The sequence below is a fragment of the Nocardia vaccinii NBRC 15922 genome, assembly GCF_001613305.1.
Taxonomy (GTDB): Bacteria; Actinomycetota; Actinomycetes; order Mycobacteriales; family Mycobacteriaceae; genus Nocardia; species Nocardia vaccinii.
Genome location: NZ_BDCC01000086.1, coordinates 1 through 25,867 on the forward strand (window position 1 = coordinate 1; position 25,867 = coordinate 25,867).

At 68.6% G+C, this 25,867-nt stretch carries 26 protein-coding genes; 11 read left to right on the forward strand and 15 right to left on the reverse strand.

Annotation, left to right across the window (positions count from 1 at the left end; all coding sequences use genetic code 11):
- A partial coding sequence (locus tag NV1_RS39160) for a beta strand repeat-containing protein (protein WP_174557531.1) occupies window positions 1-3,184 on the forward strand: 3,184 nt, incomplete at its 5' end.
- Window positions 3,185-3,417: 233 nt separating this feature from the next.
- Window positions 3,418-3,993, forward strand: coding sequence for a type 1 glutamine amidotransferase domain-containing protein (locus NV1_RS39165; protein WP_067903950.1), 576 nt, complete (start codon window positions 3,418-3,420; stop codon window positions 3,991-3,993).
- 24 nt (window positions 3,994-4,017) lie between these two features.
- On the opposite strand, the gene NV1_RS39170 is transcribed toward NV1_RS39165, so the two are convergent.
- The 9 genes from NV1_RS39170 to NV1_RS39210 are packed head-to-tail and all read right to left on the reverse strand — an operon-like array spanning window position 4,018 to window position 10,611.
- Window positions 4,018-5,796, reverse strand: a complete 1,779-nt coding sequence (locus NV1_RS39170) for a complex I subunit 5 family protein (protein WP_245714165.1) — start codon at window positions 5,794-5,796, stop codon at window positions 4,018-4,020.
- Window positions 5,797-5,825: 29 nt separating this feature from the next.
- Window positions 5,826-6,173: a sodium:proton antiporter gene (locus NV1_RS39175; RefSeq protein WP_067903855.1), complete on the reverse strand. Its 348-nt coding sequence runs from the start codon at window positions 6,171-6,173 to the stop codon at window positions 5,826-5,828.
- Window positions 6,170-6,907, reverse strand: coding sequence for an MnhB domain-containing protein (locus NV1_RS39180; protein ID WP_067903858.1), 738 nt, complete (start codon window positions 6,905-6,907; stop codon window positions 6,170-6,172). The genes NV1_RS39175 and NV1_RS39180 overlap by 4 nt, the downstream gene beginning before the upstream one ends.
- Window positions 6,904-7,128, reverse strand: a complete 225-nt coding sequence (locus NV1_RS39185) for a hydrogenase subunit MbhD domain-containing protein (protein ID WP_067903861.1) — start codon at window positions 7,126-7,128, stop codon at window positions 6,904-6,906. The genes NV1_RS39180 and NV1_RS39185 overlap by 4 nt, the downstream gene beginning before the upstream one ends.
- Entirely contained in the window at window positions 7,116-7,460 is a 345-nt protein-coding gene (locus tag NV1_RS39190; RefSeq protein ID WP_157117680.1) for a monovalent cation/H(+) antiporter subunit G, read from the reverse strand. The genes NV1_RS39185 and NV1_RS39190 overlap by 13 nt, the downstream gene beginning before the upstream one ends.
- Window positions 7,453-7,716 (reverse strand): MrpF/PhaF family protein, encoded by a 264-nt coding sequence (locus tag NV1_RS39195; protein WP_067903867.1) that lies wholly within the window; start codon window positions 7,714-7,716, stop codon window positions 7,453-7,455. Before NV1_RS39195 ends, NV1_RS39190 begins: the two co-directional genes overlap by 8 nt.
- Window positions 7,713-8,228, reverse strand: a complete 516-nt coding sequence (locus tag NV1_RS39200; RefSeq protein WP_067903870.1) for a Na+/H+ antiporter subunit E — start codon at window positions 8,226-8,228, stop codon at window positions 7,713-7,715. The genes NV1_RS39195 and NV1_RS39200 overlap by 4 nt, the downstream gene beginning before the upstream one ends.
- Entirely contained in the window at window positions 8,225-8,791 is a 567-nt protein-coding gene (locus NV1_RS39205) for a hemerythrin domain-containing protein (protein ID WP_067903872.1), read from the reverse strand. The genes NV1_RS39200 and NV1_RS39205 overlap by 4 nt, the downstream gene beginning before the upstream one ends.
- A gap of 26 nt (window positions 8,792-8,817) precedes the next feature.
- Complete coding sequence (locus NV1_RS39210) at window positions 8,818-10,611, reverse strand: thiamine pyrophosphate-requiring protein (RefSeq protein ID WP_067903875.1); 1,794 nt, start codon at window positions 10,609-10,611, stop codon at window positions 8,818-8,820.
- A 159-nt stretch (window positions 10,612-10,770) separates the two neighbouring features.
- On the opposite strand from NV1_RS39210, the gene NV1_RS39215 reads away from it, so the two are divergent.
- The gene (locus NV1_RS39215; protein ID WP_084526565.1) at window positions 10,771-13,683 is read left to right on the forward strand and encodes an FAD-binding and (Fe-S)-binding domain-containing protein; all 2,913 of its coding nucleotides are present in this window, start codon (window positions 10,771-10,773) and stop codon (window positions 13,681-13,683) included.
- A complete protein-coding gene (locus NV1_RS39220) occupies window positions 13,680-14,792 on the forward strand; it encodes an enolase C-terminal domain-like protein (protein WP_067903877.1) in 1,113 nt (370 codons plus the stop codon). The genes NV1_RS39215 and NV1_RS39220 overlap by 4 nt, the downstream gene beginning before the upstream one ends.
- Before the next feature lie 10 nt (window positions 14,793-14,802).
- On the opposite strand, the gene NV1_RS39225 is transcribed toward NV1_RS39220, so the two are convergent.
- Window positions 14,803-15,771: an SDR family oxidoreductase gene (locus NV1_RS39225; RefSeq protein ID WP_067903880.1), complete on the reverse strand. Its 969-nt coding sequence runs from the start codon at window positions 15,769-15,771 to the stop codon at window positions 14,803-14,805.
- A gap of 36 nt (window positions 15,772-15,807) precedes the next feature.
- Window positions 15,808-17,580, reverse strand: a complete 1,773-nt coding sequence (locus tag NV1_RS39230; protein ID WP_067903883.1) for a glycoside hydrolase family 15 protein — start codon at window positions 17,578-17,580, stop codon at window positions 15,808-15,810.
- 493 nt (window positions 17,581-18,073) lie between these two features.
- Between NV1_RS39230 and NV1_RS39235 the strand changes: the two genes are divergently transcribed.
- The 5 genes from NV1_RS39235 to NV1_RS39255 all read left to right on the forward strand — a co-directional run bounded on the left by NV1_RS39235 (window position 18,074) and on the right by NV1_RS39255 (window position 20,923).
- Window positions 18,074-18,400: a plasmid stabilization protein gene (locus NV1_RS39235; RefSeq protein WP_067903886.1), complete on the forward strand. Its 327-nt coding sequence runs from the start codon at window positions 18,074-18,076 to the stop codon at window positions 18,398-18,400.
- Between the two features lie 34 nt (window positions 18,401-18,434).
- Window positions 18,435-18,857: a CBS domain-containing protein gene (locus NV1_RS39240; RefSeq protein WP_067903889.1), complete on the forward strand. Its 423-nt coding sequence runs from the start codon at window positions 18,435-18,437 to the stop codon at window positions 18,855-18,857.
- A gap of 101 nt (window positions 18,858-18,958) precedes the next feature.
- Entirely contained in the window at window positions 18,959-19,141 is a 183-nt protein-coding gene (locus NV1_RS39245; protein WP_067903892.1) for a hypothetical protein, read from the forward strand.
- A 164-nt stretch (window positions 19,142-19,305) separates the two neighbouring features.
- Window positions 19,306-20,118, forward strand: a complete 813-nt coding sequence (locus NV1_RS39250; protein ID WP_067903896.1) for a SigB/SigF/SigG family RNA polymerase sigma factor — start codon at window positions 19,306-19,308, stop codon at window positions 20,116-20,118.
- 115 nt (window positions 20,119-20,233) lie between these two features.
- Window positions 20,234-20,923 carry a PAS and ANTAR domain-containing protein gene (locus tag NV1_RS39255; RefSeq protein ID WP_084526569.1) on the forward strand — a complete coding sequence of 230 codons (690 nt, stop codon included), beginning with the start codon at window positions 20,234-20,236 and terminating at the stop codon, window positions 20,921-20,923.
- Window positions 20,924-21,005: 82 nt separating this feature from the next.
- Here NV1_RS39255 and NV1_RS39260 read toward each other — a convergent pair whose 3' ends face one another.
- The 4 genes from NV1_RS39260 to NV1_RS39280 all read right to left on the reverse strand — a co-directional run bounded on the left by NV1_RS39260 (window position 21,006) and on the right by NV1_RS39280 (window position 24,170).
- Window positions 21,006-21,242, reverse strand: coding sequence for a hypothetical protein (locus NV1_RS39260; protein ID WP_067903901.1), 237 nt, complete (start codon window positions 21,240-21,242; stop codon window positions 21,006-21,008).
- 233 nt (window positions 21,243-21,475) lie between these two features.
- Window positions 21,476-22,291, reverse strand: coding sequence for a BON domain-containing protein (locus tag NV1_RS39265; protein WP_067903904.1), 816 nt, complete (start codon window positions 22,289-22,291; stop codon window positions 21,476-21,478).
- A 28-nt stretch (window positions 22,292-22,319) separates the two neighbouring features.
- The gene (locus tag NV1_RS39270; protein ID WP_157117681.1) at window positions 22,320-22,931 is read right to left on the reverse strand and encodes an Rv1733c family protein; all 612 of its coding nucleotides are present in this window, start codon (window positions 22,929-22,931) and stop codon (window positions 22,320-22,322) included.
- Window positions 22,932-23,153: 222 nt separating this feature from the next.
- The gene (locus NV1_RS39280) at window positions 23,154-24,170 is read right to left on the reverse strand and encodes a TIGR03557 family F420-dependent LLM class oxidoreductase (protein WP_067903957.1); all 1,017 of its coding nucleotides are present in this window, start codon (window positions 24,168-24,170) and stop codon (window positions 23,154-23,156) included.
- 246 nt (window positions 24,171-24,416) lie between these two features.
- On the opposite strand from NV1_RS39280, the gene NV1_RS44260 reads away from it, so the two are divergent.
- Together NV1_RS44260 and NV1_RS39285 are read left to right on the forward strand one after the other, a co-directional pair.
- Window positions 24,417-24,569 (forward strand): hypothetical protein, encoded by a 153-nt coding sequence (locus NV1_RS44260; protein ID WP_157117682.1) that lies wholly within the window; start codon window positions 24,417-24,419, stop codon window positions 24,567-24,569.
- 300 nt (window positions 24,570-24,869) lie between these two features.
- Window positions 24,870-25,688, forward strand: a complete 819-nt coding sequence (locus tag NV1_RS39285; RefSeq protein WP_067903914.1) for a SigB/SigF/SigG family RNA polymerase sigma factor — start codon at window positions 24,870-24,872, stop codon at window positions 25,686-25,688.
- Window positions 25,689-25,867 lie beyond the last annotated feature (179 nt).

The window sequence follows — 25,867 nt, forward strand, 5'->3', positions numbered from 1 at the left end:
GGTCGTACTGACCGGCACGAACCTGACCGGCGCCACCGCAGTGAGTTTCGGTGGCACACCAGCGACCTCGTTCACCGTCGACTCCGCCACCCAAATCACCGCCGTCGCCCCCGCCCACGCGGCCGGGACCGTCCAGGTCACTGTCACCACCGCGGGTGGAACAAGCAACGGTGTCGCGTTCACGTATGTCGCGGTGCCGACCCTCACGGCAGTCGTGCCGAATGTCGGGTCGGTGATTGGCGGGACGACCGTGGTACTCACCGGCACGAACCTCACCGGGGCAACGGCGGTGAGTTTCGGTGGCACACCGGCAACTTCGTTCACGGTCGACTCCGCCACTCAGATCACCGCGGTCGCCCCCGCCGGAACGGTAGGGACCGTCCTGGTCACTGTCACCACCGCTGGCGGGACCAGCAACGGCGTCGCGTTCACCTATGTCGCGGTGCCTACCCTGTCCACGGTCGTTCCCAACGCGGGATCGGTCGCCGGTGGAACGACCGTCGTACTCACCGGCACGAACCTGACCGGGGCGACAGCGGTGAGTTTCGGTGCCACGCCGGCGACTTCGTTCACCGTCGACTCCGCCACCCAGATCACCGCGGTCGCCCCCGCCGGAACAGCCGGGACCGTGCAGGTCACTGTCACCACGGCAGGTGGAACCAGCAACGGTGTCGCCTACACCTATATCGCAGTCCCGACTTTGATTGCGGCGGTACCGAATGTCGGCTCGGTAACCGGTGGGACCACGGTCGTATTGACCGGCACGGCCCTCACCGGGGCCACAGCGGTGAGTTTCGGTGGCACACCGGCAACCTCGTTCACCGTCGACTCCGCCACCAAAATCACCGCCGTCGCCCCCGCCGGAACGGCAGGGACCGTTCTGATCACTGTCACCACCGCAGGCGGGACCAGCAACGGCGTCGCCTACACCTACGTCGCAGTCCCCACTCTGATCACGGTGGTACCGAACGTCGGTCCGGTGACCGGCGGGACGACCGTGGTACTCACCGGCACGAACCTCACCGGCGCGACAGCGGTGAGTTTCGGTGGGACACCGGCGACTTCGTTCACCGTCGACTCCGCCACCCAGATCACCGCGGTCGCCCCCGCCGGAATAGCCGGGACGGTGCAGGTCACGGTCACCACCGCTGGTGGGACCAGCAACGGTGTCGCGTTCACGTATGTCGCGGTGCCGACCCTCACGGCAATCGTGCCGAATGTCGGATCGGTGACCGGCGGGACCACGGTCGTACTCACCGGCACAGACCTGACCGGCGCGACCGCAGTCAATTTCGGTGGGACACCGGCGACCTCGTTCACAGTCGACTCCCCCACCCAGATCACCGCCGTGGCCCCCGCCGGGACAGCCGGGACCGTTCTGGTCACGGTCACCACCGCTGGCGGGACCAGCAACGGCGGCGCCTACACCTATGTCGCGGTCCCCACCCTGACGAGCCTCACCCCGACATCCGGATCGGTGGCGGGCGGAATCACGGTCGTACTCACCGGAACGAATCTGACCGGGGCGACAGCGGTGAGTTTCGATGGCACACCGGCGACCTCGTTCACGGTCGACTCCGCCACCCGGATCACCGCCGTCGCCCCGGCCCACGCGGCCGGCATTGCTCAGGTCACTGTCACTACCGTCGGTGGAACGAGCAACGGCGTCGCCTATACGTATGTGCCGGTCCCTGCCCTCACGTCAGTGGTTCCGAACTCGGGACCTGTCACCGGCGACACGGTGGTTGTGCTCACCGGGACGGGACTGACCGGAGCGACGGCGGTCGACTTCGGGGCGAACCCGTCGATTCTGTTCGTCGTCGACTCCGATAGCCGGATCACCGCCCTCGTTCCCCCGGGTACCGCAGGGACGGTGCAGGTCACCGTCACGACGCCGGGCGGAACCAGCAACGGCGTCACCTTCGTCTACACCGCGGCGCCCACGCTCACCACAGTGGTTCCGAACGCAGGCCCGGTGACCGGCGCAAACACGGTGGTGCTCACCGGGACGGGATTGACCGGCGCCACCGCGCTGAATTTCGATGGCGCACCGGCGACTTCGTTCACCGTCGACTCCGACACGCGGATCACCGCCGTCGCCCCGACCGGGACGGGGACGGTGCTGGTCACCGTCACCACAGCGGGCGGCACGAGCAACGGTGTCGCCTACACCTACATCGCCGTGCCCGCCCTCACCACAATCTCCCCGAACGCGGGACCGGCAGGCGGTGGGACGGTGGTTGTGCTCACCGGGACGGGACTGACCGGGGCCACCGCGGTCCACTTCGGCGCCACACCGGCGACCTTGTTCACCGCCGACTCCGACACCCGGATCACCGCACTCACCCCCGCGGGGACGGCCGGAACGGTGCAGGTCACCGTCACCACAGCGGGCGGCACGAGCAACGGTGTCGCCTACACCTACATCGCCGTGCCCGTCCTCACCACGATCTCCCCGAACGCGGGACCGGTGACCGGTGGAACCACCGTCGTGCTCACCGGCACGGCACTGACCGGCGCGACCGGAGTGAATTTCGGTGGCACATCGGCGATTTCGTTCACGGTCGACTCGGCCACCCGGATCACCGCCGTCGCACCCGCGGGTGTGGCCGGGACGGTGCAGGTCACCGTCACCACCGGCGGGGGGACCAGCAACGGTCTGGGTTACACCTACGTCAACGTCCCCACCTTGCTCACGGGTGCCCCGGATCTGGGACCCGAAGCCGGTGGGACAACAGTCGTGCTGACCGGAACAGATCTGACCGGAGCCACCGCGGTCGACTTCGGCGCCACACCGGCGGCTTCGTTCACCGTCGACTCGGATACCCAGATCACGGCCATGAGCCCGGCCGGGACCGGATTGGCGGAGGTCACCGTCACCACCCCGGGCGGAACCAGTAACAACGTCTTCTTCACCTACCTTCCGGTTCCGACCCTGACCTCCGTGGTTCCGAACAGCGGGCCCGAAACCGGCGGAGATTCGGTGACGCTCACAGGCACGAACTTCGCGTTCACCACCGAGGTGAGCTTCGGCACCGCACCGGCTGCGTTCGTCGGCATCTCCGATACCCAGACAGTGGCCACCAGCCCTGCTGGAACCGGGACGGTGCAGGTGACCGTCACCACGCCGGGCGGAACCAGTAACGGCATCTCCTACACCTATGTTCCAGCTCCAGGAGTCTGACAATCGATGCCTCGGGCCGTCGGTGAACTATCGCCGGCGACCCAGCCACGGCGCGGGCCCCTGGTAGCGGTCCCCGGTCCTCGGCAGCCCCGCGACCCGGTTCGATTCCGGCTGGGATGCCGATCGACAGCACGACTGCCACCGGGTCGCGAAGACCGGTTTTCGGATGGGTCTCGCGGGTAGCCGCACACCGAGTCATGCCGCACGAGCAGCGAAATGTCGAGGAGGGCACGATGCAGGGATCACAACTCGGTACACCGAACATCCTGGTCATCACATCGAATACCGGCGTCGAGCGGGACGAGCTGCTGGTGCCGCTGGACCGGCTTCGCGAACGGGGCGCCCGCGCGGTGCACGCCGCTCCGGAGAAGAGCGCGGTGCAGACCTTCGTCCACGACACCGAGAAGGATGTGACCGTCGAGCCGGACAACGACCTCGACTCGGTCTCCGCCGCCGACTACGACGCCGTCGTCATTCCCGGCGGGACCGTGAACGCGGACAAGCTGCGTCAGGAGCCCCGCGCCGTGGAACTGGTTCGCGCCTTCGCGGACGCGGGTAAACCGGTCGCGGCCATCTGCCACGGCCCGTGGCTGCTGGTCGAGGCCGGTCTCGCCGACGGGCAGACCGTCACCTCGTATCCGTCGCTGCGCACCGATATCCGCAACGCGGGCGGTCAATGGGTCGATCAGCAGGTGGTGCATTCCTCGGAGGGTGGCCGCACGCTCATCACCTCGCGCAATCCGGATGACCTCGAGGCGTTCTCGGCGGCGGTCGCCGGTGCGTCCTTCGGTGCGGCGACCACCCACTGACGCCACCGGCCGGGCATCGCACCGTCAGCCGCTGGTCACCAGACCGACGATGACCGCGGCCCCGACCATCAGCCAGGCGACGTAATCACCCGGATGGCCACTGTGCAGACCGTGTAACGCCGTGGTGACCAGTCGAACGGGCCGGGACACCCTGTGGGGCAACGGTTTCGCACCGAAGGCGAGCGCGCAGGCGGCAACCGCCACGGCCAGCGCCGCGGAGACCAGCCCCCAGCCGAAGCCGGTCGAGGTCCAGCCGATATGCGGCGGCGTCGGCGCGGCCGCCGCGGCGATACCGTGCAGGGCGCGAGCCCGGTAATCGCCCGCGTCGCAGAACTGCGCGGCGGCGGGCCCGACGGTTCGCGCGAGCACCGGCAGCCCCGAAGCCACCGCGATCGCCAGTAACCCGATCACCGCGCCGAGCATCGTCGCGGGTGGGCGCCCGACGGGCGTGGTGTCGGGTTGTTCGTGCGCGCCGGTGGACTCCGCACCGGTTTCCGCATCGGCGGGGCGTCCGCCCACGCCGAAGAAGACCCGCGATCCGGCGCGCAGCACGGCCGCGCCGGTGAGCGCGGAGACGACGACCACCGTCACCGTGAGCGTGGTCGAGTCGGTGGACTCCTCGAGCAGCGCCTTGCCGAGTCCCACGCCGCTCAGCGGCAATCCGGACAGCATCAAGCCCGCCGCCAGATATAGCAACCCGGTTCCGCGGTGGCGGCGGGCGCGGCCGAACAGGCCGTATTCGTCCAGAGATCGATACTGCGACAAGATGATTCCGGTCAGCAGGAACAACGCGCCCTTCACCGCCGCGTGTCCGGCCAGGTACAGCGCGGCCGCGGCCACACCCGCCGGTGTCGACGCGGCGAGACCGAGCAGAAACAGGCCGATGTGCGCGATCGTCGAATAGGCGAGCATACGTTTGAGATGCCGCTGTAGCAGGCACATCACCGCGCCGAGTACCGCGGTCACCACCGCGAGCACCAGCATCATCCGATGCGCGGCGGCCGGTGCGAGCACACCGCGGAACGTCGACCAGTACAGCCTCGCCAGACCGTAGATGCCCAGCGGCGCCATCACACCGGAGAACAGCAGGCAAACCGGTGCGGGCGCGACGGCGTGCGCGTCGGCCAGCCAGAAATGGAACGGCACCACCGCGGCCTTGACCAGCCAGCCCGTGACGACGAGCGCGAAGCCGATGAGTACCACGACGTTTCGCCCGTGGCCCGCCAGTTCCGACCCCAGTTGAGGCAGCCCCAATTGTCCGGTGCGGGCGTAGAGCAGGCCGATGCCGAACAGGCACAGATAGGCGCCCAGCGAGTTGATCACACCGAAATTCAGTGCGCCCTGGACCGATTCGGGTTCCTCGTTCTTCAGGCCGGTCAGGGCGTAGGCCGCGGCGCTCATCAGCTCGAAGAATACGAACATGTCGAACAGGTCGCCGGTGAGCGCGAATCCGCTCATGCCCGCGGTGAACAGCAGGAGCAGGGCCGGATAATGGGCGTGCAGATCATCGAAGTAGTGCCACCCGAACAGCAGTGCGAGCACGGTCAGCACCGCCACCAGCAGCGCGGCGCCGGCGCCGAGCCGATCGGCGGCCAGCACGATGCCGACCGCGAAATGCGCCCCCGGCCGCCAGCCGCCCGCCCATGTCACCACGGTGCCCTGGCCGGTGGCGTACAGCAGCGCGCCCGCGGCCACCGCGCCCACCGCGGCCACCGCCAGCGCGATACCGTCGATCACGCGACGCGAGAGGTGCCGCCCGAGTGCGAGCAGCAGGCACGCGCCGCCGATGGGCACGGCGATCACCAAGGGCGGCAGCGTATTCCAGGCGAGCATCAGCCGCGCAGCGCGTGTAGTTCGTCGGGAACCACGGTGCCGTGCCGTTTCGCGACCTGGATCACCAGGGCCAGCAGGAGTGCGGTGACCGTCGCCGAGACGACGATGTCGGTCAACGCCATCGCCTGCACGACCGGGTCCACCACCCGCGACCCAGGCGGATTCGCGGAGCCGAAAATCGGTGCCGTGCCGCCTTTCTGGTAGCCGACCGCCAGCAACAGCACGTAGGTGCTCGATTGGGCGATGGACACGCATACGACCGTGTGCACGAGATGGCGGCTGCGCACCACCCCGGCCATGCCGACCAGCAGCAGCCACACGGCCACCACGTACGGAAACACGTTCACGCACTGTCCTTTCCAGCCGATTCGTGCTGGTCGAGGAATTGGGCCAGCAGTACCACCACACCGCTGCCGACCGCGATGCCGACAGCACAGCTGTACACCGGCACGGTCCCGGCCGACAGCAACTGTCCGGCCCGGCCGGCCGGCAGGAAATTGGCCAGGAACCCCGACCCGGTGACCAGTCCGGCGACTCCGAGTGCGACCACCGCGCCCAGACCGCCCGCCTCCCCGAATTCATACCAGTTCAGCGGGCGAACGCGCCGCAATGCCTCGTAGTCACCGGCGATGTACAGCAGGTGGATGCCGGTCGCGAGCACGACGCCGCCCTGGAACCCGCCACCGGGGGTCAGATGGCCGTGCACGACGACGTCCGCGCCGATCACCACCGTGATGGGCAGCATCAGGTAACCGGCCGCCGCCGTCGCGGCGAGCAACCCGGGTCTGCGGCGGGTCCTTTCCGGGCGCGGCGGCGTGGCCTCGCGCAACAGCGTGGCCGCGCCGACAACGGCGGCGACGAGGATGCCCTCCTCACCGAGGGTGTCCAGACCACGCTGATCGAAGTTGATGGAGGACACCGCATTCGGCGAGTTCTGCCGCAGCGCCGCGGCAACGGCGGCGTCCCGGTACGGATGGGTGTCCGCGCCGAACGCGGGCAGATGCCAGACCGCGATCAGCAGCGCCGCCACCACGCCCGCGGCGCCGACCAGAAAGACCACCCATCGCCACGCCGTACTCATCGACGTTGCCGCCGCACCACGCGAACGGTGAGCAGAACCATCAGCGGAACCACCGCCGAACCCACCGCGATCTGTGACAACGCCACATCCGGCGCGCCGAGCAACATGAACGCGGGCGCGAGCAGGACGCCGTACACCGCCAGCGAAACCGCTTGTCGCTGTGGACCATCGGTGCAGACCACGATCGTCCCGGCCACCGCCACCAGGATCAGCGAGACCATGAGCAGAATGCTGATTTCTCCTCCTCGCCGGGCCCGCCCGCGGAACGCACCGCACGGAGTGCGTTGAGCTTTCCGATCGCCGCTGTGAGAACCGTGCCGGTGAATGCCAGCAGGACCACGGTCGCGACTACCGTCAATGCAGTCATTCCGGGTCCGGCGTCGAGCAGGACGGCCACGGCCAGCAGCGGGCCGCTGACCGAGCCGACGATGCCCGGATAGTGCAGCCGGGTGGGCGCGTCCCGCACCCATACCGCCGCCAGCGACGCGCACACCGCACCGAGCGCCGACAGGCCGAGCGCGCCGGCCGCGGCCCAGTGCACGACGCTAGTCACCGGACGCTCCGATCAGGCGCGCGTAAACCAGCGTCCCGGCGAAGGACAGCAGAGCCAGCACGAACGGCACGACCAGATAATCCGGGCGGCCCACGCCCAGGCTGACGGCGATCAGGGCCAAGGTCACCTCCGAGCTGATCAGTTGCAGTCCGATCAGCCGGTGCGCGGCAGCCGAACGCGCGGTCATCACCAGGCCGGGTCCGACCGCGCCGATCAACAGCACCGCGCCGGCGAGCAACCAGATTTCCCGGCTCATCGGCGATCTCCCGGCGAGGAGCCCCGGCGTATTCGCCGGGCCATCGCGGTCGGCCGCAGCGGCATCTGGTGCACCAGCAGACGTTGGCGCCCCGGATCGGAGCCGACCACCACCGCACCGGGGGTGGCGCAGGTCAGCACCGTGGCGACGGCCTCGCGACCGCCGCGAAGGGCCGGTGAACGTTCGAAAGGCAGTGGCAGATCGGTGAATTCGCCGCCCGATCCGCGCCGGCTCACCGCGAGCCACAGCGCACCGGCGCTATCGCCGATGATCGCGGGAATCAGGCGCCCCGCGGTCCGGGCCGAACCGGCGGGAAGCCGCCACGTCCCGCGCGCCGCGCGCCGCGCGGGACGTGCGCAGGCGGCCACCGGAATTGCGAGTATCCCCGCTGCCGCCCATTCCTGCCAACCGGGAGTCGTTACCGTGGTCTGCCAGATCACGACGCAGGCGACCCACCACGCGATCGCCTCGACGGCTGTCCCGGTGCGCGCCCCGGAGGCCGGCTCGCTCATCCGCTTCCGCCTTCCCGCCGCTTGCGAATGGCGTCCGTGACCCGGTCGAAGATCGCGAACGGCGGCCCTATCAGGGCGTTCGCCAGGGAGGACTCCCCTGTCCTCGGGTGCGGACGCGTCGGCGCGATCGCCTCTGCGAACCGCACCGTATCGGCCATCCGGTACAGCTGGGTCTGCGAGAACTGCTCGCGCAGCAGGGTGAACTCCTCGGCCTCCTCACGAGCGGCGTGCTCGGCGACAGCATCGGCGAATTGCGCGAAGCGGGGCCCGAATCCGGGATCGTCCACGCCCATATCGCACAGATCCGCGAGCTGACGTTTGGCTCGGTGCTCTTCTGCCAGACGGGTTTTCACCATATCGTCGACGCCGAACGCGGCACGCCGCGCCGCTCGGTGCACCACCTCCTCCTCGGCACTCTCGTGCACGGCCAGCAGGCGTACCAAATCGTGGAACAGTTGCCGCCGGTCCTCGCGCTCACCGCGGATCTGCCCGAGCAGAGTAGCGATCTGCTCGTGCTGTGCGGTCAGCACATCGACGACGTCCTGTTCGGCCTCGTCCTGCATGTGGAGCTCCTCGCTGGGTGGACAGCTCAGCTACGACCGCTCGGAATGAATTCCTGCGCTTTGGTTTTCACGCCCTGCGTGATCATGTGCCAGGCCTCGGGGTCGCCGTGCAGCACCGATTCGGCGGTGGACTTCATCTGCTCCCAGGTCGCGTGCGGCGGGATCGGCGGCATCTCCGGATCACAGCGCACGTCCAGAACCGTCGGACGGTCGGCGCGCAGCGCCTGCTCCCAGGCGCCGGCGATATCGTCCGGATCGTCGACGGCGACGGCGGCCAGCCCGAACGAGCGGGCGACGTCGGCGTACGAGATGTCCGGAAGTGATTGGGATTCTTCGAATTTCGGCGACCCGCTCATCGCCCGCAACTCCCAGGTGACCTGGTTCAGATCGTTGTTGTGGAAGACGCACACGATGAGCCGGGGATCGCTCCACAGGTGCTGGTACCGCGCGATGGTCATCAGCTCGGCCAACCCGTTCATCTGCATCGCCCCGTCGCCGACCAGCGCGATCGCCGGACGCTCGGGATGGGCGAACTTCGCGCCGATCGCGTACGGCACTCCGGGCCCCATGGTCGCCAGCGTCCCGGACAGCGAGCCGCGCATGGTGCCGCGCATCCGCAGACAACGGGCGTACCAGTTGGTGGACGATCCGGAGTCGGCGGTGATGATCGCGTTGTCCGGAATGCGCTGGGACAGTTCCCATACCACCCGCATCGGGTTCACCGGTTTCGCGGCGAGCATCGACTGACGTTCGATCGTCTCCCACCAGCGCGCCACACCGGCCTCGATCTTGTCCCGCCAGGTGCGGTCGGCCTTGCGGGTCAGCAGCGGAATCAGTTCCGCCAGCGTCGCTTTCGCGTCTCCGACCAGATTGACCTCGGTGGGATAGCGCATCCCGATCATGGCTCCGTCGATATCGATCTGCACCGCACGGGCCTGGCCGAACTCCGGGAAGAACTGTGCGTAGGGCAGATTCGAGCCGACGATCAGCAGGGTGTCGCAGTCGCGCATGAGTTCGTAACTCGGCCGCGTGCCCAGCAGGCCGATCGCACCGGTGACGAAGGGCAGCTCGTCGGAGAGGACATCCTTGCCCAGCAGCGCCTTGGCGACGCCTGCCCCGGTGATCTCGGCCAGTTCGGTCAGTTCGGCGGCGGCTCCGCGCGCACCCTGGCCGGCCAGGATCGCCACCCGCGATCCGGACTCGATGATCTCCGCCGCCCGGCGGATGTCCTCGGCATCGGGCATCACCCGGACATCGGTCTTGGCCGGAGGGCTCGACGGCACCTGCTTGAACTCGTGCGTCGGCGCCTCGTACCGCTCCTCCTGCAGATCCGACGGGATGATCACCGCGGTCGGCGCGCGCCGCGTGCGGGCGATGCGGAAGGCGCGGTCCAACGCGTTGGGCAGCTGGCTGGGTACGTTCACCTCGACCAGATAATCGCTGGCCACATCCTTGTACAGCGACTGCAGGTCCACTTCCTGCTGATAGTTGCCGCCCATGGCGCTGCGCGCGGTCTGCCCGATGATCGCCACCACCGGCACGTGGTCGAGTTTGGCGTCGTAGAGGCCGGTGAGCAGATGGATCGCACCCGGGCCCGACGTCGCCGCGCAGACCCCGACCTCGCCGCTGAACTTCGCGTAGCCGACCGCCTGGAACGCGGACATCTCCTCGTGGCGCGACTGGACGAACTCCGGCTTGTTGTCCGCCCGGCCGAAGGCGGCGATCAGGCCGTTGATGCCGTCACCGGGATATCCGAAGACCTGCTTTACGCCCCATTCCCGCAAGCGCTGCAAGACGTAGTCGCCAACCAGTTGAACCATGTTCGCTCCTGTCCGTGTCGTCCGTTCGCTGCGGCGGCATCGCCGCTTCGGCGGCCGGATACCCGGGCGGACGCGCCTCAATCGCCGCGTGTGCGATCCCCTCGCGCGGGTAGTCGCGCCGCATCACCTATGTGCCGTCGACAGGAAGGTCCGCCCGACATGACAGCGTCCGACTCTGTGACTCACTCCCGATCCCGGCACGCGCCGTGGCCGCTCCAGGCCCTGCGGGAGGCGCTGGCCGAGCGGGTCGACGGCGAGGTCCGATTCGATTCGGGAACACGGGCCACCTATTCCACCGACGCCTCGAACTACCGCGCGGTGCCGCTGGGCGTGGTCGTGCCCCGCACACCCGAGGATGCCGCCGAAACGGTGGCGATCTGCCGGGAGCACGACGTGCCGGTGCTCTCGCGCGGCGGCGGCACGAGCCTGGCCGGGCAGTGCTGCAACACCGCTGTGGTGATCGATTGGACCAAGTACTGCAACAACGTGATCTCGGTCGACGCCGAGGCACGGCTGGCGGTCGTGCAGCCGGGCATCGCGCTGGACCGGCTGAACCGGGAACTCGAGCCGACGGGGTTGATGGTCGGCCCCAAACCCTCCACCCACGTCAGTTGCACGATCGGCGGAATGATCGGCAACAACTCCTGCGGATCCACCGCCCAGGCGTACGGCAAGATGGCCGATTCGGTACGGCGGCTGGAGATCGTGACCTACGGCGGTATCCGCACCTGGGTGGGTTCCGGCGCGCCGGACGCATCGGGATCGGACGACCGCCTCGATACCCTGGTATCCGGCTTGCGCGCGATCGCCGAACGCTACGGAGACGATATTCGCAAGGCGTATCCGCACATCCCCCGGCGGGTGTCCGGATACAACCTCGACGCGCTGTTGCCGGAGAACGGATTCGACCTGGCCACGCTGTTGGTCGGCACCGAGAGCACCCTGGCGACGGTGCTGCGCGCGGAGATCTCCCTGGTCCCCATCCCTGCGGCGAAGGCCCTGGTCGTACTGGGCTTCGAGGACGTGTACGCCGCCGCGGACGCCGTTCCGGACGTGCTGCGGCATCAGCCGGCGGCGCTCGAGGGCCTCGATCACCGCCTGGTACAACTCGAGCACAGCAAACACCTCGCGGAAAAGGCGATACAGCAGCTGCCGGACGGAAATGCCTGGCTCATGGCGCAATTCGACGCCGACGACCAGGACGAGGCCGACCGCAAGGCGCACGCGATGGTCGAGGACCTGCACGAGCGAACCGGCGCGGATTCGACCCTGCTCGACGATCCGATGCGGGAGGCGGAGATCTGGGCCGCGCGCGAGGCCGGCCTCGGCGCCACCGCCTATCCCCCCGACGGCCCGGAGACGCACGAGGGCTGGGAGGACGCCGCGGTACCGCCCGAACGCCTGGGCGATTATCTGCGCGATTTCGACCGTCTGCTGACCAGCTTCGGCTACCAATCCAGTTCGCTCTACGGGCATTTCGGGCACGGCTGTGTACATACCCGCATCCCGTTCGATCTGCGCACCGCCGAGGGAATCGCGAACTACCGCCGATTCGCCGAGGCCGCGGCACATCTGGTGGCCGGATACGGCGGATCGCTGTCCGGCGAGCACGGCGACGGGCAGTCCCGCGCCGAGTTGTTGCCGATCATGTTCGGCGACCGCGTCGTCACCGCGTTCGGTGAGGTCAAAGCGCTGTTCGATCCGCACAACCGGATGAATCCGGGCAAGATCGTCGATCCCCTTCCGCTCGACGGCGATCTGCGGCAGGGCGTCGACTACCGCCCGTGGGATCCGGCAACCCATTTCTCCTTCCCCGAGGACGATGACCGATTCAGCATCGCCGCCAATCGCTGTGTGGGCGTGGGCAAATGCCGCGGCGAGCACGGCGGGGTGATGTGCCCGAGTTATCGGGCGACCAGGGAGGAGGAGCACTCCACCCGGGGCCGCTCGCGCATCCTGTTCGAGATGATGAACGGCGATGTCATCACCGACGGCTGGCGATCCGGCGAGGTGCTCGACGCACTGGATCTGTGCCTGTCCTGCAAGGGATGTCGCAGCGACTGCCCGGTGAACGTCGATATGGCCACCTACAAGGCCGAATTCCTCTCGCACCACTACAGCCGGCGGCTGCGGCCGATGGCGCACTATTCGATGGGGTGGATTCCGCTGTGGGCCCGGTTGGGCACCGCGATCGCGCCGCTGGCCAACGCCGTCACCCACGCAAGAGGTCTGGGGCGGCTGCTCGCCCGTGCGGGCGGGATCGACCCGCGCCGCGAACTGCCCCGGTTCGCGACCGAACGATTCACCGAAACCTTCAGCCCCCGAGTAACTTCCGACTCCGCCCCGAACGGCACCGTACTGCTGTGGCCGGACACCTTCAGCAACAATTTCGAACCCGCGATCGCGGACGCGGCCGTCGCGGTGCTCGAGGCCGCCGGATTCGCCGTCGAGATCCCGAACCGGAGCGTGTGCTGCGGACTCACCTGGATCTCCACCGGCCAGCTGCCCACGGCCGAGCGGGTGCTGCGCCGGACGCTGCGAATCCTGGAGCCGCAGTTGCGCGCCGGAACCCCGATCGTGGTTCTCGAACCGAGCTGCGCCGCGGTGTTCCGCTCGGACCTGCCCGAACTCCTGCACGGGGACGAGGATGCGCACCGGCTGGCCGGGCAGACTCGCACCCTGGCCGAACTACTGGCCGAGCGGGCACCGGGCTGGCGCCCACCCGGCCTCTCGGAAAAGGTTCTGGCGCAACCACACTGCCACCACCACGCGATCATGAAGTACGACCGCGACCGCGCGCTGCTCGCGGACGTCTGCGACGAGGTGCAGGTCCTGGATGCCGGATGTTGCGGGCTGGCAGGCAATTTCGGCTTCGAACGCGGACACTACGAGGTATCGGTCGCCTGCGCCGAGGACGCGCTCGTCCCGGCCGTGCGCGACCGCGACCCCGGCACCCTCGTCCTGGCCGACGGCTTCAGCTGTCGCACCCAGCTCCGGCATCTGCTGCCCGGCTCCGAACCGCGCCACAGCGCCGAACTCCTGGCCGAGGCGATCAGGAGGGAAAAACCGTGACCGCCACGGACATTCGCATCGAAGGCCCGGTCACCGCGACCGCGTACACGTTCCCCACCCCCGAACCGGAGGCCGACGGCACGCTGAGCTGGGATGCCACCACCGCCGTTGTCGTCACGATCCGGGCGGGCGGGGAGCAGGGCCTGGGCTGGAGTTACACCAGCGCGTCGACGGCCGCCGTCGTGGCCAACGATCTGGCTCCGGTGCTGCACGGCCGCTCCCCCTTCGATATCGACGGCGCGCGCACGGCGCTGCTGCGCGCCTGCCGCAACATCGGCACCGGTTCGGTGGTCGCGCACGCACTCAGCGCGGTCGACATCGCGCTGTGGGATCTGCAGGCCCGGCTGCTGCGCACACCGCTGTCGATCCTGTTCGGTCCGGTGCGTCCGGCCACTCCGGTCTACGGGTCCGGCGGTTTCACCACGCTCGACGACGACCGGCTCGCCGCGCAGATCGCCGGATGGCGGGCGGCGGGATGCGGCGCGATGAAGATCAAGATCGGCCAGGACCGGGGGCAGGCGGTCGATCGCGACCTGCGGCGAACCGCACTGGCCGCGAGACTGATCGGCGACGACGCGCACCTGATGGTCGATGCCAACGGCGCGTACACGATCGAGCAGGCGCGCGAGATCGGGTCCGAACTGGACCGGCTGGGCGTCGTCTGGTTCGAGGAGCCGGTCACCAGCGACAACCCGCGCGGACTACAACAGGTCCGCGGCACGGTGCGCTGCGAGGTCGCCGCCGGGGAGTACATCTACGACCGGTACGACGCCGCGGACCTGGTCGACGTGGTCGACTGCCTGCAATTGGACGTCACCCGCTGCGGCGGCTACAGCGGTTTTCGCGAATGCGCGGCCCTGGCCGAGGCACACGGGCTGGAGGTCTCGGCGCACTGTGCCCCGGCCCTGCACGCGCCGCTGGTCGCCGCGATACCCAATCTGCGCCATGTGGAATGGTTCGCCGACCACGTGCGCCTGGAACCGCTTCTGGTCGACGGCGTCCCGGAGGTCGTGGCCGGAATGCTCCCGCCGCGCGCTGCGGAAGCATCCGGCATCGGGCACGGTATGGCGCTGGCGCGATCCGCCGAGGAATACCGGCTGACCTCCTGACCGCGGGGTGTCAGCCACCCCGCACAGCCGCTGCCACCGATTCGATGCGGCGCGCCAGCCATGCCTGCGGACTCCGCCACTGCGCCCGGTCGTCGAAATCGCCGTGTGCGCCGAAATCGGGACCGCCCGCGCGATCCACCGGCGCCCACAGATTGTTCTCGCGCGGCCGTTCGTCGGAATCCGTTTGCTGCGAACGATATCCGGTGCGTGCGAGGTACCGGTCCAGGACCGTGGGGGCCAGCCGCTGCGCCAGCACCGTACCGACCGTGCTCGCGCCCACCCAGTACTGTTTGCGACGCGGATGTGCGGCGGCGAACGTGATGGCCTCGGCCATGACCTCGGGCTGATAGATCGGCGGCACCGGCTGCGGCCGCTTCGGCAGCCGCGACAGCACCCAGGAGAATTGCGGAGTGTTCACCGCCGGGGACTGCACCAGCGTGATGTGGACATTGCTGCGGTCGTGCATCAGCTCCACCCGCACCGCCTCGACGAAACCGTCGATGGCGTGTTTGGCACCGCAGTAGGCCGACTGCAGCGGAATCGACCGCTCCCCCAAGGCCGAACCCACCTGCACGATCGCGCCGCGATCGCGCTCCCGCATCCGGGCCAGCGCGGTCATCGTGCCGTACACCGACCCCAGGTAGGTGACCTCGGTGACGCGCCGGAATTCCGCCGGCTCGATCTCGGCGAACGGCGCGAACACCGACGTGAACGCCGAATTCACCCAGACGTCGATCGGCCCCAGCTCGGCCTCGACGCGGTCCGCGGCATCGTGCACCGCGTCGTAATCGGCGACGTCGGCGCGAATCGGCAGCGCGCGACCGCCCGCGCGCTCGACGTCCTCCGCGGCCGCCGCCAATCCCGCACTGCCCCTTGCGATCAGGGCCACGCGCGCGCCCTCCGCGGCGAAGCGGCGGGCCGTGGCGCGGCCGATGCCGGCGCTGGCGCCGGTGATCACTACGACTCGGGATTCCTTCACATTCTCTCCTTTCGGTGTGCCGGATCGCTACGCTGCTCACCGATCCGGCAGATCCTGCGGTGCGGCGAGCCGTATCGACGACTCGAGCAGCAGAGCGTGGACGAACGCCTGGGGCAGATTGCCGCGCAGTTGACGTTCGGTGACGTCGAATTCCTCGGCGAACAGACCCGGGGTACCGCACGCGGCACGATTGCGCTCGAAGAACCGCATCGCGGTGACCGGCTCGCCCAGCTGCGCCGCGGCGATCGACGTCGTGAATCCGCAGAGCAGGAACGCACCCTCGCTCTCCCCCAGCCGATGCCCTTCGTGGCGGTAGCGGAAAATGTAGTGATCCGAACACAAGTCGCGAAGCACCGCGCGAAAGGTCGCCCGGTAGCGCGGGTCCGCGGCCGGGACCACCCCGCGGATCATCGGCAGCAGTAGTGCCGCGTCGACATCGGGCAGGTCCGGCGCCCGCTGCCATCCGCCGTCGGCGTGCAGGCTCGTCCGCGACGTCTCGGTCATCAGCTGGTCGGCGATCGTCGTACACCGGCCGATGTCGGCACCGGTTGCGTCGCAAGCGGATACGGCGCGAAGGCCCGCGGCGCAGGTCAGCCGCGAATGGGTCCACCGGCGGTCGTCGATCTCCCAGATGCCCGCATCCGGCCGGTCGCGTCGGTCGGCGATCGCGTCGACGGCGACGCGGACCGCCCGCCGGTGATCGTCGGTCAATCTGCCCGACCGGCCCGCGGCGGCGAACAGCAACAGCGCCTCGCCGAAGACGTCGAGCTGGAATTGCTTGCGCACCCGGTTGCCGATCACCGGCTGGGCGCCCGGATAACCGGGCAGATCGATCTCCCGCGTACTCGGAACCGGCCTGCCCGATGTGGTGTAGGCGGGTGCCAGGTCCGGTCCGTCCGCCAGCAGGCGTTCGGCGGTGAACGACACCGCGTCGTCCAGGAGCGGATGCGCTCCGGCCGCGGCGACCGCCTGACCGGCCAGGCACTGATCCCGGATCCAGGTATACCGATAGTCGTAGTTCTCGCCCTGATCGGCGCGCTCGGGCAGGCTCGTGGTCGCCGCGGCGACCATGCCGCCGGTATCGCAGGTCATCCCGCGCAGTACCGCGTAGGCCTGCACGGCATCGCGCGGCGCGACGCTGGACGCGAGCGTAGGGATCTGCTCATTCCACGCGGATTCCGTTGCGGCCCAGAGCTTTTCCGGATCAGGCGCAATGTCCTGCAGTTCGGTGTCCGCGAGTTCCAGCACCAGGTCGCGATATTCGCCCGCGGGCACCCGGATCCGTGTCTGCCAGCACAGATCGTTCGCGGGACCCGAGACGGCCGCCTCCGGCGCACCCGACCAGCGCAACCGCAGCGGTCCGGACCGGGCCCGCCACACTCCGTCCGCGCCCAGTCGGGGATCCGTCAGCGGCCGGGCTCCGAAACAGGCTGCGGGGCGCAGCAATACATCGACCTCGGCATCGTGCCGTTCGGCCACGATCCGGCGCAGCACCACGGCGCGATGCGGATCGCCCGGGAAGGCCAGTGCCTCACGGCATCCGATCACCGACGAGCCCGAAACCCAGCGCGAACGCCACAGCAGAGTGCCCGGCTCGTAGCTTCCGCCCCAGACGAACGGCGTCGCGGGCGTGATCGAGTACATGCCGCGCCCGCCCAGCAACGTCGCGAACACCGCGTCGTCGTCCCATCCCGGAACGCACAGCCAGGACATGTCGCCGCGCGGGCCCACCAGCGCCCCCCGTTGCCCGTCGGCAAGAAACGAGTACTCACGCAGGACATGAGGAGCGGCGGCGGCATCGGGAATCATGGACGGCGAATACCACCGTGCCGCCGGGATAACCGCGCGATATGGTCAGCATCGGATAGGAGATCCTCTCGGCGCCGCGCTGAGGAGCCGGGGAGACGCCAGAGATGTCGAACCGGCCCGATTACGTGACCGGGCCGGGGGTAGCCGCCTGGTATGACTCACCCGTTGCCACCGATTCCGGACCCTGCCCCGCCGCAGCCGGTCCCGGACCCCGCTCCACAACCGCCGATCCCGGATCCGTCGCCACCTCCGGATCCGTTTCCGTCGCGCCCCGAACCCGACCCTCGCCCGATACTTCCGCCGGTGCCCGATCCGGCCCCGCCCGCCTGGTAGCAGCGCTTTTCCGGCGTCGAACAGTACGCCGCGGCGGTCGGGAACGGGTGCGGCAATTCGACCGGTGTGGCATGTGTCGATCGCCGATCAGCGGGTAGGCGGGCGGTAGTAGTGCCGAGCGGACCCGATCCGCGGGTCCTGCCATCTCAGGAGGTATGTCATGCCCAAGGCTTGGACCGACAAACAAGAGCGCGAATACGACCACATCCGCGATTCGGAGAAATCCCGCGGCGCGAGCGACCGGCGCGCCAAGGAGATCGCCGCGCGGACCGTGAACAAGAACCGTGCCCAATCCGGCCAGACGCGCACTGCCAGCCGTTCCACGGTCCAGGACATGTCACCACAGCGTCGCGGCGGACAACGCTCGCATTCCGGCGCCCAGGGACCGACCCGCGACCAGCTGTACAACGAAGCGCGCCAACGCAATATCGAGGGCCGCTCCAAGATGAACAAATCCCAGCTCGCACACGCCCTGGGTCGCGACTGACCCGCGCCGGCGGGACCACAGGAGGACAGATCCGATGGCTACCGCGCGAGAGGTCATGACTCCCGGCGTGCACTGCGTGCGTGCCGGCGACACCGTACTCGAGGCGGCTCGGACACTGGCCGAGCTCGGCGTCGGGTCGCTTCCGGTCCGCGGCGAGGACGGCAAGCTGAAAGGTATGCTGACCGACCGCGATATCGTCGTGAAAGTCGTTGCTACACAGCATGATCCACGAGAAGTGCGGGCGGGAGAACTGGCCGAGGGCACACCGGTGACGGTGCACGCGGACGACGAGGTGGCCACGGTGCTGCGAGTCATGGCCCTGCACCGGGTCCGGCGCGTCCCGGTACTCGACGGCAACGAGTTGGTCGGCATCATCGCGCAGGCCGATATCGCTCGCACACTGGGGAATGAACAGGCCGGTCTGTTGGTGTCGGCCGTCTCCGAGCCGGACTCCTAGGCGGGCGCCCGGCCGAGTCGGGCCGGGCGCCGATCGATCCGCGCCTCGGACGGGTAGGCGCTGGGAATTACTCGATCGTCAGCGAAAGCGAAGAGGACATCATGCAGATCATCAGCCGAGGCACGGTTGTCGCCAGGACCGACGGAGTGGGCAGCCGTTCGCCGATGCGGGTGCGCGCCGTCCGGCGCGCACCGGTCCCCTATGCGGAGGTGGAGCCCGTCGAGGGGGGTGATCGCGTGGCGGTGTTGCTCACGGAGCTGGAACGCGATTTCCAAATCCGGTGACAGGCCCCTGACGTGCGATGACGGGCCGTTCGGCCCGTCACTTTCACATTCGGCTGGTGACTGAATGGGGTATTCACGGCATACTGGAGCGTGCGGCCTTCTGACGTGATGGCGTTCAAATCTGGGGCGCGGCCCGCAGTTGACATGGTCGCCGGAGGCATCTGATGACCTCGTACACCACAGCTCCCGCCGCCTCACGGTCCAATCGAGGCAACGACAGCTACGACGATATCGAACCGTGGTTGGAGAAGATGGCGGCTCTGGCCGCCGATGATCCCGAACGCGCATCGTTGCGCGAGCGGATCATGGACCGCTGCCTGCCCCTGGCCGAGCACATCGCCCGCCACTACAGCCGGCGCGGAGAAACCTTCGAAGACCTCTATCAGGTCGCCTCGCTGGGCCTGGTGCTCGCGGTCGATCGTTTCGACCCGGGCAAAGGCTCATCCTTCATCTCCTTCGCCGTCCCGACGATCATGGGCGAGGTTCGCCGGCACTTCCGCGACCGCACCTGGATGGTGCGGGTACCGCGCCCGGCGAAGGAGTTGCAGAGCGCCATCGGCCCGGCCGTGGAGCGGCTCACCCAGCGGCTGTACCGCATGCCCGCGACCTCGGAGCTGGCGACCGAACTCGACGTCAGCCGGACCGAGCTCACCCAGGCGCTACTGGCCGCCAACGCGCACAGCGCCGATTCCATCGACACCTCCCCGGAAGACCCCGGCCACGAACCCGGAGCCGCTCGTGTGGTCCGGGAGCTGGGCGGCGAGGACAACGGTTACCAGATCGCCGATGACGCACTGGCGATCGCGCCGCTACTGAACGAACTCCCGACCCGCGAGCGCGAGGTGCTGCGACTGCGGTTCTTCGAGAACCGGTCGCAGACCGAGATCGCGGAACGGATCGGGGTGTCCCAGATGCAGATCTCCCGACTGCTCAGCGCAACGCTCACCAACCTGCGAGAACGAGCCCTGCGCGATTGAGCGCGCGAGTCCGGCGGGCCCCGGGGCAGTCGACATCCTGCTGCTCCGGCGGCTTCGCGAAGGCTCGAGCAGCAGGGATACCTTCGCAGCCGGAATTGGGGCAGTACATAATCTAATGGTGAGTTCAGCTTCTTCTCCGGTGCCCGACGCCGAAGAACAGTTCCCGACGCCCGGCCCCTCGGACGGGCAGTGGACGTCGGCCGGGAAATTCCGGTTCTGGTTCGCAAGCCAACGCTGGGAGTGGTCCCCGGAGATCTACCGGATGCACGGCTACCAGCCCGGCGAGATCGAGCCGACGACCGAAGTGCTCCTCGCGCACAAACACCCCGAAGACCGCGACAACGTCGCCGAGGCCATCGCCCGATCCATGGAACAGGGCGAACCCTTCTCCAGCCGGCACCGGTTCATCGATACGAACGGCGTCGAGCACGCCGTCATGGTCGTCGCCGATCGCATTCTCGACGCCGCCGAACACCCCGTCGGCACCGCGGGTTACTACATCGATCTTTCCGACGCCATCGCCGATGCCGAACGCGAAACGGTAGAGCAGCGCCTCCCGGAGATCGTCGCATCGCGCGCGGTGATCGAACAGGCCAAGGGCGTGCTCATGTGTATGTACGGGATCAACGCCGCCCAGGCCTTCAAGGTCCTGACCTGGCGTTCTCAGGAGACCAACGTGAAACTGCGCGCCCTTGCCGAGCAGCTCATCGCCGAACTGCCCACCGTCGCCACACCGACGCCCGAGGTGGTGACGCAATTCGATCACCTGCTGCTGACTCTGCAGGAACGGGTGCCCCCGGAATGAGCCGAGCCTGTGCCGGTCCGGTTCGGCGCGAGTGAGCCGGCCGCGGAATCAGGCCACCGGCCGACACGTCGCGCACGTCCGATCAGCTTGTGCGCGAGTGTGGCCCCCATGACTGCGGCTCCTTCCCGCTGTGGCTGCGCCGGCCACCTCTGGCCTTGGCCTCGACCGGCTGCGCCTGGGCGCCCTTGCGCCCCGCCTCACGCGGGTCGGCGGCATTGCGTTCACCGAAACTTCCGGTACTCGCGCGCCCACCGCGGCTGGCCTGTTCCTGGGTATCCTTGCGATTCCCGAACTGGCCGGGGTTGTTCCGATCCGGCATCGGGCACCTCCTCGAGGTCGGAATACGCGACAACCGTTGCCGCGCAGTGGCTTACATCGCCATAACAGCGCGTTACCCGGTCGCACCCGGGCTATGCGTTTCGACATCGATCCGATTTCGGACCGGCAGCCGCGACGGGAGTCTCGATAACCCCAGTGCGGGCCGGAGCGATCCGGCCGAATCCTCGCCCGGATGGATGTCGCCGACCGCGCCGATCCGGATGGTTCCCGCCATCAGTCGAGCCGTTGGTGGTCGGCCGGGACGTCCGGTGTACTCACGCGAATATCGTTGTGCACCCGCAGTTTCGGCGCGTGTTCGCGCACCACGTCCTCGAGTTGCGTGCGCCGCCGCGTACTGCCCACCTCACCGCGGAGCACGACCGCGTTGTCCCGGACGGTCACCTGGACGCCGAGTTCGGCCGTCCGGGGGTCCTCCGCGAGCGCTCGGCGCAGGTTGGCCGCGAGATATTGAGGCAGCAGATCGTCGCTCACCGAATCGCCGTCGCGGCTGATGTGCAGATCCTCGAGCAGGCCCAGGAACGCTCGCGCATACGGTGACATTCCGGTCTCCTCGGAGACCCGTGTCCAATCCACCTGCTCCCGCAGCTCCCGCGCCGTCTGCAGCAGGGCGGTGAAATCGAGCCGGTGCGAGTCGAGCACCATGAGTTCATCGATGACGAGGTCGGTGGCGCTGATCACCGGCGCCACGGTCGAGCCGACCCGCAGGGTGCTCGCGCGGGCCAGCAACGCATCGGTGACGGCTCGCTGATTCGGTTCGAAGACCAAGTCCACCAAGGTTTCTCCGTCGTAGACCTTGATCAGCCAATCGTCCGGCGGATCGACCGCCTGCAGGCCGGCCCGTACCAGGACCTCGCGGGCACGCTGGGCATCGACGGGTTTGACGAAGATGTCGACATCGTGATCCGACGCAGGCCCGCCCCGGGCATATACTGCGCATCCCCCGGCGACCGCGAACGGGATTTCCTCGCTCAGCAGCGTGTTCGCAACCCGGGTGACCGTATGCAGTAGCTGATCGATCCCTGTGTGCATATCCGCGACCTACCCTGCGGTTACCGGGTTATTCGCCGGGTCGCACATCCCATCCGCGGTTGACGGTCCGGCTCAGACCGCGCCACTCGCGACTCCAGTCGGCACGGCGACGCAACGCACACAGCGAGCTCACGATTGCCATCAGCGCGCCGACCCCGAGGGCGGTGCAGCCGAACACCTTCATGGCCCGGTCCACACCGTCACCCATCGCCAGATCCACGGGTGACAGGTTCTGCAGCGGACGGCCGTCCCCGCCGAGCCGCACCGGGAACCGGTCACCCGGCACGGCAGTCGGGGGTACATCGACGATGGCCGAGTGCGTACGGCCGGCCCGAGTCCACGCGACCCGCGTCTGCCACGTCTTCGAGGTGGCTGCGCTGTCCTGGACGACCACCGTGGGATGTTCGGTCACGGTCGCGGTGACGGTCGTCGCCGTGGCGGCATCCGCGCGTTCCCGCACGAGGGCCTGTTCGTAGCGAGTCGTTCCCGCGTGCACCGCAAGTGGGATGGCGGCCAGCAGCAGTAGGACGGCGATGATGCGGGCCGTCGCCTCCCAGCGGTCGCAGGCCCGCATCAGCGGGTTCGAACTCCAGGGCGCGGTACGCCAGAGTCTGCGCGGCAGAGATGGGCGGTTCGTCACGGTCGATTCCCATCGATTCGAAAATTTCCACGTGTCGCTACGCGATGCCACCGAAGCCGTCCGCCGACCCGCTCGCGATCCTCGTCGTTGAGAACCTTCGTCTTCGTTGACGACGGCGGCGGCGTGTGCGGCCTCGTCCCGCGCGTACCCGGCAGATCCTCGACCAATCGCCCCGAACCGGTCCGTATCCGCCGATTCGGGGCCGGTGGCGCGGGATGCCGGTCAGCCGGGCGCGGCGTCGACGGATTCCATTGTGGGCCATCGCCTGCCCGCATCGGCGCTCAGCAACCGCAGCCGATCACCGAGTTCGTCACGAAAGTAGTCCAGGAATCCGTCCGGGTCCGGTCCGGCGTTCATCAGAACGGGACGATCGAACCCGGCGTCGAGATACCGGCGGACGGCCCGGACATAGGTCTCGGGGTCCGCGCCGCAGGTGAACTGGCTGCGAATGTCGTCCTCGCGGACGGTAGTGCCGGCCGCGGCGAAATTGGCGGGGTTCGGCAGCTCACTCATCACCTTCCAGCCGGTCACCGCCCACCGCGAGGTGTCCAGGGCCGCACGCACGGCGGCGTCCTCGTCCCGCGCCCACGCGACCGGAACCTCCGCATAACAGGGGCCGTCACCGCCGAAGCGGTGGTAGTTCGCCACGATGTCCGCGGACGGCTCGGTCGCGAATAGTCCGTCGCCGAGTTCGGCGGCCAGGCGCGCGGCCGCGGGCCCGCCCGCGGCCACCGCGATCGGCGGCGGCTCATCGGGCAGATCGAATATCCGGGCGTCGGACAACTGCAGATACTCACCTCGGTAGGAGCGATATCCGCCGCGCCACAGCAACCGGATGATGTCGAGTGCTTCCCGGAGCATGTCGTGGCGCACGCGCACCGTGTCCGGGAACCCGCTCCCCACCACGTGTTCGTTCAGCCGCTCCCCCGACCCGACACCGAGGGTGAACCGGCCCCCGGACGTCACCGCCACCGTGGCGGCGGCCTGCGCGATGATCGCGGGGTGGTAGCGGACAGTCGGACAGGTGACGCCCGTCGCCAGGCCGATGCGTTCGGTGCGGGCGGCGATCGCACCGAGCACCGTCCACGCGAACGGCGAATGCCCCTGATTGTCCAGCCAGGGATGAAAATGATCGCTGATCTCGACGAAATCGAATCCGGCCTGTTCGGCGCGGACCGCCTGCCTGATCAGCTCGGTGGGCCCGAAACCCTCGGCCGACAGTTTGTATCCGATCTGCACCACGCACCTCCTGCATCGTCCGACGTGTCCGGGCACCTGCGGCCCGCAAGCCGTGGGCGCGGCGTCGGACGGCGGAAAAGGGCGACACCGCGCCCGGCGTCGCGGTACCCGGAATCCGTACTCCTACACGCCCGCCGCATCCGCCGCGCCGCGATGCCCGGGGCCGCCACCTCGGCGAAGCGGTTTGGAGTGCGCGAATTCGGGAAGCACGCCGATGCGTATTCCCGGAGCAGGTTGGAGTGAGCGATGTCGACGATGCGTTTCGACCGCACGGATCCCGAGATCCGTACGGCGGCAACCGAACCTTCCGGCAGCACCGAAGATGTCCGGTGGCCGCAACCCAGCCCGCTGGACGATTGGTGGCAGCGCGTCATGTTCGGCGCCGCGCCGGACTCCTGACGCCCTCTCCGAGCGCCTGGGCGATGACCGCCCGAGCACGATCACCGCACCGTCATTCCCCTGATCGAGACCACCTACCGCCACGCCGGCGACGACGACGCCCGGCGAGGCACCGACGAACCGGTGGATTCCTGAGCCGGGCGGCGGCCCCAGCGCGCTGTCCGGTGTATCGCACGTCACCCGGGGGCTGACGTGGCGAGCGGTTTCGGCCATACTGAAAGCCGCGACATTCTGATGTGGTGACGTTCAAGACCAACAGCGCACCGAACCGCAACCGACCTCGTCGCTCTGGAGGTACATATGGCCTCACAAACGCTCACCCGCCCAGCGCCCAGCGCGCGCTCGCACCGCGGAAACGACCCGTACGACGGCATCGAGCCGTGGCTGGAGCAGATGGCGGGCCTGCCCGACGACGATCCCGAACGCACCCGGCTGCGTGTGCGGATCATCGACCGGTGTCTTCCCCTGGCCGAGCACATCGCCCGTCGCTACACCCGGCGCGGCGAGTCCTTCGAAGATCTGTATCAGGTCGCGTCACTCGGACTGATTCTCGCCGTCGACCGTTACGACCCGGACAAGGCCGCGACGTTCGTATCCTTCGCGGTGCCGACGATCATGGGTGAGGTGCGCCGGCACTTCCGCGACCGCACCTGGGCGGTGCGCGTGCCCCGCCCGGCCAAGGAACTGCAGGCCGATATCGGCCCCGCCGTGGAACGACTCGCCCAGCGTCTGCACCGCATGCCCTCCAATTCGGAATTGTCGACCGAACTGGGTGTCGATCGCCTGGACATGACCCAGGCACTGCTGGCGGCCAACGCCTATACCGCCGACACGATCGATACCTCACCCAGCGATGCCGAGCGCGACCACGCCGCCGCCCGCATCGCCGACGAACTCGGCAGCGAGGACGCCGGTTACCAGATCACCGAGGAGGCGCTCACCGTCGCCCCGCTCCTGCGCGACCTGCCCTCCCGCGAGCGGGAGGTGCTGCGACTGCGGTTCTTCGAGAATCGAACCCAGACCCAGATCGGTGAACAGATCGGCCTGTCCCAGATGCAGGTGTGCCGCATCCTCACCCACACCCTGACCACCCTGCGGGAACAAGCGATCCCGAGCTGACTCGGCCTCCGAGGATGGGCGGCGTGCATGCCGGCGGGAATGGCGGGTAGTACGCACTCGTTGCGGTCGAGACCACGCTGTGGTGCTGCTCGGCGCACGATTCTACGACCGTGAGGAGCCCGGTGAAGACTTCCGCTGCCGTCGAGGCCGATCAGTCCCCGGCCGACCGCGCCACGAAC